At 51.8% G+C, this 13034-nt stretch carries 8 protein-coding genes and 1 pseudogene; 4 read left to right on the top strand and 5 right to left on the bottom strand.

All coding sequences use genetic code 11. The features are described from left to right. Positions 1–39: 39 nt before the first annotated feature. Positions 40–852, bottom strand: a complete 813-nt coding sequence (locus tag VN24_RS13310) for an N-acyl homoserine lactonase family protein (protein ID WP_045670799.1) — start codon at positions 850–852, stop codon at positions 40–42. A gap of 257 nt (positions 853–1109) precedes the next feature. On the opposite strand from VN24_RS13310, the gene VN24_RS13305 reads away from it, so the two are divergent. From VN24_RS13305 to VN24_RS13295, 3 genes are all read left to right on the top strand, one after another. Continuing rightward, entirely contained in the window at positions 1110–1724 is a 615-nt protein-coding gene (locus tag VN24_RS13305; RefSeq protein WP_045670798.1) for a TetR/AcrR family transcriptional regulator, read from the top strand. A gap of 23 nt (positions 1725–1747) precedes the next feature. Continuing rightward, positions 1748–2869, top strand: a complete 1122-nt coding sequence (locus VN24_RS26325) for a hypothetical protein (protein WP_052702928.1) — start codon at positions 1748–1750, stop codon at positions 2867–2869. 128 nt (positions 2870–2997) lie between these two features. Further along, the gene (locus tag VN24_RS13295; protein WP_148505235.1) at positions 2998–3552 is read left to right on the top strand and encodes a hypothetical protein; all 555 of its coding nucleotides are present in this window, start codon (positions 2998–3000) and stop codon (positions 3550–3552) included. Between the two features lie 333 nt (positions 3553–3885). On the opposite strand, the gene cysI is transcribed toward VN24_RS13295, so the two are convergent. From cysI to VN24_RS13280, 3 genes are all read right to left on the bottom strand, one after another. Next, complete coding sequence (gene cysI / locus VN24_RS13290) at positions 3886–5607, bottom strand: assimilatory sulfite reductase (NADPH) hemoprotein subunit (RefSeq protein WP_045670796.1); 1722 nt, start codon at positions 5605–5607, stop codon at positions 3886–3888. Between the two features lie 37 nt (positions 5608–5644). After that, positions 5645–7468 carry an assimilatory sulfite reductase (NADPH) flavoprotein subunit gene (locus tag VN24_RS13285; protein WP_045670795.1) on the bottom strand — a complete coding sequence of 608 codons (1824 nt, stop codon included), beginning with the start codon at positions 7466–7468 and terminating at the stop codon, positions 5645–5647. Positions 7469–8474: 1006 nt separating this feature from the next. Beyond that, positions 8475–8939 carry a VOC family protein gene (locus tag VN24_RS13280; RefSeq protein WP_045670794.1) on the bottom strand — a complete coding sequence of 155 codons (465 nt, stop codon included), beginning with the start codon at positions 8937–8939 and terminating at the stop codon, positions 8475–8477. A 192-nt stretch (positions 8940–9131) separates the two neighbouring features. Here VN24_RS13280 and VN24_RS13275 point away from each other — a divergent pair, with 192 nt between their 5' ends. Continuing rightward, positions 9132–11198 (top strand): helix-turn-helix transcriptional regulator, encoded by a 2067-nt coding sequence (locus VN24_RS13275; protein WP_045670793.1) that lies wholly within the window; start codon positions 9132–9134, stop codon positions 11196–11198. A 543-nt stretch (positions 11199–11741) separates the two neighbouring features. Here VN24_RS13275 and VN24_RS13270 read toward each other — a convergent pair. Further along, a pseudogene (locus VN24_RS13270) lies at positions 11742–13001 on the bottom strand (family 8 glycosyl hydrolase); the annotation flags it as partial. Between the last annotated feature and the right edge of the window lie 33 nt (positions 13002–13034).

The following is a 13034-nucleotide window of genomic DNA, read 5'->3' as shown; positions in this document are numbered from 1 at the left end:
GATAAAAATGCCTTTCAATTAGTTAATCCGAATTGACTGTTAAGCGATAACTTGCGGCGCTATTTCGAGATCGTGATTGACAATAACCATTCTGCAGTCGTCCCGCTTGGAAAAATCACTCAGCCATGTCAGCGATTTATCCGCTTGCTCGGCGCTTGTTGTAACGCCAGGGAGAATATGCTGCTCCCAAGATTTTCTCGCATACCCGACGTCGCTGCCAAGCAGCACCCATCCTCCGTCGGTTTTGACAAGCAACGATACCATCCCTTTGCTATGTCCGGGCGTGAACACCAGATAGATCGAACCGTCTCCGAACAAATCCAGGCCGGATTTATACGGGCCGTACGGAATCGACTTCATCTGGAACGTTTCCACGTTTACGCCCTCCCACATGGACGTAATGTAATTGGCGTCGTTATTTGCCGCTTTCCACTCCAGGTCGGACACAATAATTCGTTTCGCGCCGGCTACATGCTTAAGCCCGCTCACATGGTCGGAATGAAAATGCGTCATCACGACAAAATCAAGGTCGCGGTCCCGATACCCTAACCGCTGCAGCTGTTCCCGGACGGATTGGCCGGGAGGCAGTATTCCGGTGATCATGGTGCTTGCCATAAAGCCCAGATGTTTGCGCACGTTCACGCGCATGTCTTCGTGCCAGCCGGCATCCACCAATATAAGCCCCTTCGGGTGTTCGATCAAATACGCGGAGACAGGCACCCACATTCTCCAGCTGTTAGGGCGAAGCCAGCCTGAAAATGGCAGCGGATGCAGCGTTTTTTCCTTAAACGGCAGTGCGCGGTCGACATTGACGCTCCCGGTATGCAGGACGTGAATTTTTGTTTTGCTCATGTTTCTCTTCTCCTTATTTTAAGTGACATATCATCTATTTGTATAATAAATGATGTGTCATTTATTGTCAAGGGAAAATACGCGAAAATAGTTTAAAATGAAAAATAGCCGCCGGCGCGGAGCCGGAGGCCATACTTGCGCGGTGCATGAATAACTTGTTCTATTATGCGTCTTTTTTATCAATAATTGACAGCCGTCCGGATTGAATCTTATACTAAGTTAGTGAGTATTTACTAACTTTATTTAGGAGGGTGATCATGGCAAAAGGACTTGAGACAAGGGAACGCATTATTTATGAGGCAAGGAAATTGTTTGCGGAAAAAGGCTTCAACGGCACCACGACCGCGGAGATCGCCAAACAGGTCGGGGTAACGGATGCTGCTCTGTATAAGCATTTCAAAGGAAAACAAGATTTATTCATCGTTTGCATTCTGCCCGTTATTGAAGCCGGTCTTGAATCCACCATGCCGGAGGTCGAAAACGCCAAGGATCTGAAAAGTCTGATTCGAATTATGATGAGAAACCGGATTAACATGATTTATGAAAATCTCGACAGCTTCAACATCCTCTATTCGGAGTCTCTTCACCAGCCTAAGCTTGCCGAGATGTTTATGGAGCGTTTTTTTTTAACCCGGCTGGAAAAGGTACGTCAAAAGATGATTGAATTTGTGGAAAGCGGCGAAATCGCTTCGATACCAAGCCGGCTCATTCTGGGCCTTGGAATGACATCGGCCATATGGGCGATATTAAACGGGCTTAAATACTATCAGGAACAGCCGAACAACTTGGCGCTCATCCCTAATCCGAGTTTGGAACAGTTGACCGAAGAGTTAACCGATTTTGTTCTTTATGGAATTGCCGGAAAGAAATAATTTCTGCAGGAGGGGAAAAATTGATGGCTCAAAAAATGATCGCCGCGTGGTTGCTTGCTTTTGCCGGACTGCTTAGCTTCTGGGGGCTTGGCTGGGACATTCAGTGGCATGCCGATGTCGGCCCTGATACTTTTTGGACCGCGCCTCATGGTTTGATTTATGGGGGAACGGCCATCGGCGGGTTCGTAAGCTTATATATGATTATCCTAACAACGATAAAACATCGCCGCGGTGTTACGGGAATCGAGGAGCAGAACAGTTCGTTTCTTGGCTTTAAAGGGCAAATGGGCTATATCATTGCAGGCTTTGGTTCACTCGTGTTTATTCTTGGCGGAGCTTACGATGAATGGTGGCACTCCCTGTACGGATTTGACGTCACTCTTTTTTCGCCCTCGCACTTCGGCTTGTTTTTCAGCAGCATGATTGCAAGATTGGGCGGCATATACGTGTTTGTTTCCGAGTCCAATCAAGCAAAGCACCGCGGAGACCGGAAGGTGCAGCTGATTGCAGGCATAGGCTTTTGCTTCAGCATGGCTTTATTCCTTACTACGTTTACGCCGTTCTTAATTATGGCCGTGACCCAAAAAATGATGCTCGGACCTTTTATCGACTATGCGATCGTTTCGACCATTCTGTTTTCCGCCGCACTGTTCATGATTGCGTCGTTTATTCGTCGCACCGGCTTCGTTACCTTAACGGCTTTATTTTTTACGCTGCTCAATATCACGATGTATTATGGAGCTCCATGGGGAGTCGAGCGTTTGGCCTCCGCCATGGGTTATTCGTACAAGGTTGAAGCCATCGTCGATCCGATTCTGAGTACATCGATGCCCATGTTTTTGTTTGTGATGGCTATCGTGATCGACCTCTTGATGTTTCTTGGCTACAAGCAAAGAGCCGTCAAAATCAAATCGGCTACCATAATGCTGTTCGCTTCAGCAGCCGGCCTGATCCAATACTTCCTTGAACCGCGGTGGAAGGATATTGTGAAAATGATGTCGCGAACATCCGAACAGACCGAAATTGCGCTGCAGCAGCTGCAAACGGGAGCAATTCCGACACTGTTTATGGTTGCGGTTCTCGGAGCCGTATTGGGTTACATCGGGTGGAAGTCAGGTGCCGTATTCCGGTACACCAACAAGTAGCTTATGCTTACGAAGTGTTTTTGCTCCGCAAAAACTTAGCTTATGCTTACGAAGTGTTTTTGCTCCGCAAAAACTTAGCTTATGCTTACGAAGTGTTTTTGCTCCGCAAAAACTTAAGGAGGAAGAAAATGCTGCGAAAAATCACCCATGCCGCTTTATGGCTGTTTCTGCTGTTTCCAACGGTATTATTTGCACATGCGGACGAAACTGCAACACCGACTGCAACAAAAATGGATGTCAATGCCGGACCGTACAATTTGACGGTTGAATTTAACGAATACCCGATCAATGCTTTGAAAAGTCTTGAAATGAAAGTGACACCCGAGGAAGATTTCGAGCAGTTAACAGCGCAGTACAACCTGATTCCGCCAAGCGCGGACGGCAAACAAATTTCTGGCGATTTAAATCCTTATCCGGGTCTGGATGGAGCATGGTTATTATATGTGAAGGGGATTCCCGAGCCCGGTCACTGGACATGGGAAATTGAAGTCAACGGGCCTGATGGAAAAGGAACGGCTTATATCAAAGACTTCGAGGTCACGGACCCGCCCGGTATTCCGTTATGGTTAGGCTGGCTGATTGGTCTTATTCCTCTTTACGGTTTAGTCGCTTTTGCAGGCTTTGAATATCGGCGTGTAAAACGTATCGCCAAGTCAAATTCGTTTGCACAAAAAAGCCTGTAATCCTTTGTTATATGAGTACAAATACGGATAATCCTGAGGCTGATCGACCGAAACGATGGATTCCTTGGCAAGCGATTTATGAAGGCTGATGATATGGCTTCCGAACCAAGTTTACGATTCCTTAGGCGAGTTTCATTAGGCGTTCGCTTCCGTTCACTGCTCGAAGACTCCTCCACCTCAAGATTCTCCCAAACCCTGCGGCCATAACAAAACAAAAACGAGGCGGAAGAGCTGCTCCCACCCCAAATTTTTAATCTCTTATATTTTGAAAAAGAGCACCCCCGCTTGAGGGTGCTCCGGCCGTTTCTTCCATTTTCATTCTGCAAAAAAGGCTTACGAATGGAAGTCCTGTCCCGAGCGGACTTCTTTCACATAGCCGGCGCGAATGACAAAATCGCCGAAATGTTCGCCTTTCTGCCGTTCTTTCGCATAGCGGGTAACGATCGGCTGCAGCGACTCCAGAATCTCCGTTTCGCCGATGTTTTCCTTATACAGCTTATTCAGCCGGTTGCCGGCAAATCCGCCGCCCAAATACATGTTGTATTTGCCGGGAGCTTTTCCGATGAACGCAATTTCGGCCAGCATCGGCCGCGCGCATCCGTTCGGGCAGCCCGTCATGCGGATGACGATGTCCTCGTCGCGCAGTCCGGCTTCGTCCAGCATCGGTTCGATTTTATCGAGCAGCGTCGGAAGATAACGCTCGGATTCGGCCATCGCCAGTCCGCAAGTCGGCAGCGCGACGCAGGCCATCGAATTTCTCCGCAATGCGGAATAGTGGATGCCGTCGGTAAGTCCGAATTCCTCGATCAATTTGACGATTTTCTTCTTTTTGCCGCTCGTTACGTTGCCGATAATCAAATTCTGGTTCGCCGTAAGGCGGAAATCCCCGGTATGAACCTTGGCAATTTCCCGCAGACCCGTCATCAGCCGGTAGTCGTCCGTATCTTGAACCCGGCCGTTCTGGATAAAGAGAGTGAAATGCCAGTTTCCGTCGCTTCCCTTCACCCAGCCGTAGCGGTCGCCGTTATGGTCGAATTGGTAAGGGCGCGCGTCCTGAAGCTTCCATCCGAGACGGTCGCCCAGCTCGTTAATGAACCACTCGATGCCGCGGTCGTCGATCGTATATTTAAAGCGTGCGTGCTTCCGCACGACGCGGTCGCCGTAATCCCGTTGGATCATAACCGTCTTCTCCGCCACGTCGATCATTTGCTCCGGCGTGCAGAAGCCGATCACTTGCGAGATTTGCGGGTACGTCTTCGGATCGCCATGCGTCATCCCCATGCCTCCGCCTACCGAGACGTTGAAGCCTTTCAGCTTACCGTCTTCGATAATCGCGATGAAACCGAGATCCTGGGAAAACACGTCCACATCGTTGGAAGGAGGAACGGCAATCCCGATCTTAAACTTACGCGGCAAGTAGTGCATCCCGTAGATCGGCTCTTGCTCGATATCATCCCGGCTGTCCACCACTTTCTCTCCGTCCAGCCAAATCTCGTGGTACGCTCTCGTCGACGGATCGAGATGATTGCTGACCTTGGAAGCCCAATCGTACACTTCGGCATGAACTTCCGACAGGTACGGATTCGGGTTGCACATGACGTTGCGGTTCACGTCGCCGCAAGCGGCCAGCGTGCTTAACATCGAATCGTTAACTTCGCGGATCGTCTTTTTCATGTTCCATTTGATTACCCCATGCAGCTGGAACGACTGGCGGGTCGTCAGACGGATCGTTCCGTTCGCGTATTTATGGGCGACGCGGTCCATCATCAGCCACTGCTCGGGGGTCACAACCCCGCCGGCGGCGCGAACGCGAAGCATGAACGAGTAGGCCGGTTCCAGCTTCTGCTTTTGCCGTTCGTTGCGCAAATCCCGATCGTCCTGCATGTAGCTGCCGTGAAATTTCATCAATCGGTTGTCATCCTCGGGTATGGACGCCGTAATGCGATCTTCAAGCGTTTCTTCAAGACTTCCCCGCAAATAATTGCTCCGGCGCTTAATATGCTCGACATCGCTTTGCGGAGCGTCCTCCGGAATAAAAAATTTATTTAGTGCCATGCTGGCAGTCTCCTTTCACGATCATAAGCCCTAAGGTCTAGTATACATCCCGCTGGTAACGTTTCTGCTGCTGCATACGGATCAAATATTCCGCGGCTTCCTCCGGGCTCAGGCCGCCCTCTTGCTCGAGGATCGTTGCCAGCGCCGCATGGACGTCATGCGCCATCTTCTTCTCGTCGCCGCAGACATACACGCTTGCGCCTTCCTGCAGCCATTGATAGAGCTCGCGGCTTTTTTCCAGCATCCGGTGCTGGACGTACACCTTCTCTTCGGAATCGCGGGAGAACGCGACATCCATGCGCGTCAGCACGCCTTCTTTGAGCCAGCGCTGCCATTCAACCTGGTACAGGAAGTCTGTGGAGAAGTGCTGATCGCCGTAGAACAGCCACGTCTTTCCTCCAGCTCCGGTCTCTTCCCGCTCTCCCAGGAACGCTCTGAACGGAGCGACACCCGTTCCCGGTCCCACCATAATGATCGGCGTATCCGGGTTTTCCGGAAGCTTGAAGCTTGGGTTATGCTGAATATAGATCGGCAGCGTATCGCCAGGCTGCACCCGCTCCGCGAGCTGAACCGAGCAAACGCCGTACCGGTCTCTGCCGCGCGCCTCGTAACGGACCGTGCGGACCGTGAGGTGGACCTCATCCGGGAACGCCTTCGGGCTGCTGGAGATCGAGTACAGACGGGCCGGAATCTTCCGAAGAAGCGGTACGAACGCGTCCGCGGGAATGCCTTTAAGGGAGTAATCCTGCACCAGGTCCAGCAGATCCCGCCCGTTCAAATAGGCTCTGAGCTCCTGTTCGCGTCCCGACTCCAGAAGCTCCTTCAGCGCATTGCCCGGAGCAGTCTTCGCCACTTGCTCCAGCAGCGGCTTCGTCAGCACGGTGATCTCATAAACGCGCAGCAGCGCCTCTTTTAGCGAGCGCTTTTCGCCATTTTTGTTGACGGTAACGGGCTCATCCGCGTTCCAGCCCATCGCTTCGATCAGCTCGTCCACAAGGCGGGGATGGTTTTCCGGATACATGCCCAGGCTGTCTCCCGGTTCATACTGAAGATTCGAGCCTTCAAGTGAAATCTCAACGTGGCGGGTTTCCCGCTCCGATCCCCGGCCGTTCAGATTCAAATTTTCAAGAACTTCGGCCTGAAACGGATTCGTTCTCGAATATTCCGATTCAACTCCGCTGACAACTGCCGCGCCGGCTCCGCTTACGGCTGCCGGGGCCGCTCCCGCTTCGCTCAGGGAGCTCAAGACTTGATTCATCCATTCCGCGGCCGGCTCGTCGAAATCGACGTCGCAGTCGACGCGCGGCGCAAGCTGCTTGGCGCCCAGCTCTTCCAGACGCTTGTCGAAATCTTTGCCCGTTTGGCAGAAAAACTCGTAAGAGGAATCTCCGAGTGCGAGCACGGAATACTGCGTATCCGTAAGCTGAGGCGCTCGCTTGCTATGAAGGAACTCATAGAAGGCGATCGCGTTATCCGGCGGCTCTCCTTCGCCGTGGGTACTGACCACGATAAGCAGGTTCTGGACTTTCTTTAACGTGTTCGGCTTGAAATCGCCCATCGAGGAGATCGTGACTTCAAAACCCCGCTCTTTCAGCTGATTGGAAAGCTTCTTGGCCAAGCTGTTGCTGTTGCCGGTCTGCGAGCCAAAAAGCACGGTCACTTCTTTGGAAGCAACGACCGCATTTGCTGCCGGGATCGCTGCCGGCGCTTGTCCGGGCTGGGCTGCTGCAGCCGCTCCGGGAACTGCCGCAAGATATCCGCTCAGCCAAATCCGCTGCGCCTCCGTTAAACCGGGCAGAAGGCGGTTAAGCAGATCTGCTTGTTCCTGACTAAAAGGACTGTTTGTTACTCGAAATTCCACCGATATCCACCTCACGTAGCATGCTTAATATTAAATCGTATTATTTGTGCCCAACTATTTTTTCACTCTCTTGAACCTAACAGAGTAAAGCGCAAGGGTCAATAAGAATAATCTTATAAGATTTATCAGGTATGCTGATAAAGGAACATTTCGCCCCCAAGAAGCGGTACTCGAGAACGCAAAAATGCCGAAATCCATCAAAAATAGGCTCAATACCAAAGTTTTAACAATAAAGAGCGGAAAGATGCGCTCCATCTACCTTTAAATGCGGTCGCGCATCTTCGAAAGACCTCGATAAAGGTTTATCTCATCGTTCTGTCGCCGCCATCTCTCGTTCAGGCGATAAAAGCCGGGAATTCCTGTACCCTCTCGCCATCGCAGGTTTTCCCTCCAGACGTGCGATTTCGAACGATAAAACATGTACAGTCGCAGGTTTGGCGAGAAAAAGGGACCTCCGACTCCGCATGGCCAGCGAAACAGGAGGTCCCCTTTTGTCATATTTAGAACTTATATCGTAGATCGCTTCAAAAAACCTTCCGATGTTCTAACGGAACTCCGTGCTCTTATTTTGCATGTATGAGCCCATTTGGATATCTAACGGAACTCACAGCTCTTAATCGATTGAAAATGGTCTATTTTCAGACCGAAAAACCGAAATAAGGTCCGATACTTCCGTTAGATTTTCAAATCGAACAACATGAGCGGAATAACGTCCACTGCTTCCGTTAGCAGCCAAGAACAACCCGTAATGGTGACGGTTTTGTGAATGCGACCGGGGAGTTACACAGATGTCTGACATTTTTCGGACATGGAATAAATGACGTTCAGAGAGAGCAGACTAAGTGAATCGTTCCGGTTCTCCAATACCACCTGGCGCTTCTCGCCAAGCGTCCGAGCGGCGATGTAATGGTCATGCCGGTGATCACCTGATCGTCATCCCCCTAACGCGCATCGAGCGCTTTCGTCTGGACGACCTTGGTACCGTCCGGATATGTCTGCGCCGCGATTATACCTGCCCGCCTTTCGGCATCCTCTTCCTATTTTCATGAATCCACATCACCATTTCATCATCGTTGATTTTTGTCCAATCCACGACGCCTTCATCATCGTGCAAATTTTGCGGCCATAGGATCAAAATCTGATTGCCTTCCGGGTCGGGGATTCGAATCGATATCCCTTCACGCTGAACATATACTCCCCGGGCAGGGATACCGCTGGATTTGAACCTCTCCCAAAGCCCCTTCAGTTCAAGCAGTGAAACGGCGTGGAACACAATCTGCACCGCATTAGGATTTCCGACGATGCTTAAATCGTAACTGCTGCCGTCCGTGTCAAAAGCAAGCTGCGATACCTCCGGATCCGCATTAGAAGCCAATAGCTTCATATCGAAGATCGTTTGATAGAACGCAACCAGCCGCTTTCTGTCGCGGGCGTAGACCGCCGTGCTTCCGAGCCGAAACCGACTTGTCATCTCTCACTCCACCTTTCCGCTTCTATGACCCGAAGATATCACGTAATACGACAGCCCATAATTATCCCATTAGTTGCAAATAAGGTATCCAAATGGATAACCACGTCAACATTTTGCATCTATACCGCAATCAGCTGCCGGTATAAAATGGGAAATAAAGGCATCTATTAACCTATAATCGGGTGATAAAAAATGATCGAGGAACGGTTCGAAGAATTGGAAAGCACTTGGTTAGTAGGGCGGAGGCGGGAAGTCCTCGATTTTATGCAGCTGCTCCGGGATTCCTCCAGGCGCAAAAAAATCGTCAATGTTTACGGGACCGCCGGCATTGGAAAAAGCTCTCTACTCGATGAATTTCAGCGGCAGTCTAGGGCTGCAGGAGCTTTCGCCCTGTCGGTGGACAGCGAAGGCTTTGTCAAAACGCCCCGGTCGTTATGCGAAAACATTCTAACCCTGCTGCCTTCCCGCAGCGGCGAAGCCTTGGACCCATCGGACATTCCCATGGCATGTCTGCAGGAGCTGAATCATTTGTCGTCGGAGCGGCCGGTCGTGCTCATTATCGATGTGTATGAGCAAATGGAAAGCATGGACCAATGGCTTCGGGATTATTTCCTGAAGAGCCTGGACAAAAACGTCCTCACCGTTATTGCCGGCAGATATCCACTGGGCGAAACGTGGTACCTTTCCCCCGTCTGGAGGCCGCTTATTGTGCGCATGCCCTTATCGGAACTGGATTATGCGGCTGTCGCCCGCTTTGCCGAAAATACATATATCACCGACGAAGAAACCGTTCAGCGGATTTGGCGCTATTCCAAGGGACACCCTTTGACGCTATCCTTGCTCGCCTTCCTGTTCAGCCAGCCCGACTACAAGGACAAGGCCGAGCATCCGGGCGGCGACGATTCGCTTCCCTTTCTCATCAGCCAGTGGCTTCGCGAGGTTCCGGGAGAACATCTGCGGCCTTTTGTCGAAGCGGCCTGCGTTTTGCGTCACTTCAATCAGGAGAGCTTGTCCTTCGTCATGGAACGGGACATTACAGCCTCGGAATTCTATCAGCTGATCCGGTTCTCGTTCATCCGGAAGGTAGACCGCGGATGGACGGTACATAGTTTAATGAGAGATGCGGTCAACCGCGAGCTTCTGTCCCGAACACCGCAGCTGTATGAAAAAATCCGGGTCAGGGCGCTGCAGTTTTATTACGGGCGATTGACCGATAAGGGCAAGCGGACGACCGATCCGCGGGAAGCGGTCGAGCTTATGTATTACATCGGGGATTCCCTGATCCGCGCATTTATGAACTGGTTTGAGCTCACGTCAAGACATTACGAAACGGCCGGCGTCCGCAACCGGGAAGAACTGGAAGCCTACGCTGCCCGAAAAATAGCGAATGCCAAGGATACCCGTATTGAGCTGTATGACCCGCATACGAACGGCCACTTCAACTTCATCCTTTCGGCGCAGGAGACGTGTTACACGGTACGAAAGCTGGATTTTGGGGCGCTCTTCTCGCTTGGCTATGACGTCGTGCGGGTCATGAGGGATGCGGCCGGCGACATTATCGGATTTGCCGTCATCATTCCGATCAACCGCGTTACTCTGCCTTATTTGAAGCTGGCCCCCCGTTCTTCGGCTTATTTCAGCCATTTGTCGCCGCAAATGAACGAGCGGCTGTCGGTTCCCCCGCACACGCGCGCCGGGTGGTTTATCGAAACGATCGACACGGCCGATTTTGCGGATGCGTCCCAGCAGACAGCGATCGGACATTTGCTGCATTCGTTGATTTTTACGGGGGAATTGATCGTTGAATCTCCTGCGCCGATTCTGTATTTTATAGAAGCTCACAAGAGCCTTGGCTTCGAAGCGGCCCCCGGCGGCAGGCATTGTAATTATGACGGCGTAACGCCGACGGATACATTTGTGCTCGATCTGCAGAACGAGCAGGCGGTGAGCTATATCGAACGGATGCTTGCCCTTACAGGACAGCGGCAGCTGGTGGAACAAGAGCAAGAATGGGCACCTCAGCCGCAGACTGCACCCGTTTCGCCGGAGGAGAAGCCCTATGACCGGATCATGGAACGAATGGACATCACGCCCCGGGAAAAAGAAGTTGCGAAGCTGCTGGAGAGAGGCCATACGAACGGAGAAATCGCGGCCACCTTATATATAAGCGAAGTTACCGTGAAAAAGCATATCAAATCGATGTTCACCAAGCTGGACGCGGCGAACCGGACCCAGCTGCTGAAGAAGCTGCTGGACTGAAGCGGCCGCCCGGCGGCAGCCAGCCTTTTGCGTTCCCAAAGTAATAGCCGGGAGAATCATCTCCCGGCTTCGCAATCTATTTCGATTGGCCTACTTTTTGATCAATATAAAATCGTCGATCGCCGCCCAGTTATTCGCGTTTGCATCGGACCAGACGCCGAATTCAATGGAACCGTTCGTCACATTGATGTTATCGATATCATACCGCGTCCAGTTCGACACCGCAGCCGCTCCGACATTGGCCTGCAGTTCCCCCGGTCCGCCAAAATTTTTGGCAAACAAGCGCAGCGCGTTTTGTCCGCCGGTGGACCGGAACCAGACGGACAGTTTATACGTTCCGTTGGGCACCGCTTTTACTTGAGAGGTTAATTGGGTATACGCTGCCGTATTATGATGATGGACCAGCTTGTAATTTCCGGAATGCTGTCCCCCCCATTCCACCCTTTGCGCGAGCGCTGCTCCGTGCCACTCGGACCATCCCGTTAACCCTGATTCAAATCCGGGATTGGTTACCAGATTCGTACCCGGAGCAGTTCCGCCTCCAGGTACGGGCTTCCACCAGTTCCCGGACATGAAGAGCATCGTCAGCAAATTATAAGAATCGCTGAAATAGCTTTCTTTTTTGTCCTTCATCCAGTCCCAGCCGGCATTGACCCAAGCCTGGTTGACGGTATTCGAGGTGCCGGCGGCTACGAACGGGGAAACGAATACGGCCGTGGCGTAAGCGCCGCTCGCTGTGCCGTTCAGCTGATAGCCGTCTTTTACATTCGCGGGATTTCCGCCCGTTGCGCCTTTGATCCAGCCGGCGATTTTATCGGTAATCGTCTTTCCTCTCGAGTCGCCGTACAACGCGTAGTCCAAGACGATTCGGAGCGGCACGCGCGAGGCGTTGTAATTATATTCATTCGTTTCCTTGAATTCGTCCAGATACCATTCGGGCGCTGGCTGAGGCGGATCGCCAACGACGAAGTCGGAGATCAGTCCGGTGGAGGGAGAGTAGGTGCTGCTAAACGCGGAGTAGACAGTGTATAGGTTGTTGATCACATTCAGCCACGTCTGGTCGCCGGTAAAATCGTAGAACGCTCGCAAATGGCTGAGCATCCAGTCGGAAGGCCGGGTGTTTAATGCGCTCTTGGAGTCCCAGTCCCCGAGATTCAGCCGGTTATTCGTCGTGACATAGCTGGCTTTGATGCCGTCCGTAATCATCTTCCTCGCTTCGGCCACATAGTTGACGGCGCCGCCCGAACCCCATTGCCGGTCCGCCAGAATGAGAGAGTAGGCGATGTCCAGGTCGCCGTCCGTCGCGGAGCCGAAGTGACCTTGCGCATTGATGTTGTCCGCTACGACCCAGCCCATCAGATTCGGATTCGCGGAACTCCGGTAAGCTCTTGCCGTTTTGAAAAGACCGTCGAAAATCGTTTTCGCGTTCGGATCGTAACCGGCCATCAATGCCGTAATAACCATGCCGTAGCCTTGGCCCTCGGATGAACCGAGCGGAATAAAGCCGTCCGGACTTCCGGTAATTTCGCCTTTGACGTAATATCCGCCGGGCAATGAGGATAAATCGTTTTTCAAATAGGCGCTTTTCCAGTAGTCGTAGTAGGCGGTAACCGAAGCGTTCAGAGAGGATTGACTGACATGGTTGGGCTTGATAATGCCGGAATAGGTAACCTGCTGCGGAAAAGGCTTCATTTCTCCCGCCGCATGAGCCGTCCGTCTCAGCGGAGCCGGCACACCGAACAGGGCAGCCAGCACGGCAAGGCAAAGCAAAAGAACCAAACTTATTTTCAAAGCGGCTTTCATTGGTCTGACGTAAGCTGAATACAATCGCAACTC

Source organism: Paenibacillus beijingensis, from assembly GCF_000961095.1.
Classification (GTDB): Bacteria; Bacillota; Bacilli; order Paenibacillales; family Paenibacillaceae; genus Paenibacillus_O; species Paenibacillus_O beijingensis.
Note: the sequence above shows the minus strand (reverse complement) of the source record. Positions and strands in the feature narration are given on the sequence as shown.

Excerpts from the sequence above, each read along its gene's own strand:
- VN24_RS13280 (WP_045670794.1), bottom strand. The coding sequence starts at position 8,939 with ATGACAAGTCGGTTTCGGCTCGGAAGCACGGCGGTCTACGCCCGCGAC.
- VN24_RS13305 (WP_045670798.1), top strand. The coding sequence starts at position 1,110 with ATGGCAAAAGGACTTGAGACAAGGGAACGCATTATTTATGAGGCAAGG.
- VN24_RS26325 (WP_052702928.1), top strand. The coding sequence starts at position 1,748 with ATGGCTCAAAAAATGATCGCCGCGTGGTTGCTTGCTTTTGCCGGACTG.
- VN24_RS13275 (WP_045670793.1), top strand. The coding sequence starts at position 9,132 with ATGATCGAGGAACGGTTCGAAGAATTGGAAAGCACTTGGTTAGTAGGG.
- VN24_RS13310 (WP_045670799.1), bottom strand. The coding sequence starts at position 852 with ATGAGCAAAACAAAAATTCACGTCCTGCATACCGGGAGCGTCAATGTC.
- VN24_RS13295 (WP_148505235.1), top strand. The coding sequence starts at position 2,998 with ATGCTGCGAAAAATCACCCATGCCGCTTTATGGCTGTTTCTGCTGTTT.
- cysI (WP_045670796.1), bottom strand. The coding sequence starts at position 5,607 with ATGGCACTAAATAAATTTTTTATTCCGGAGGACGCTCCGCAAAGCGAT.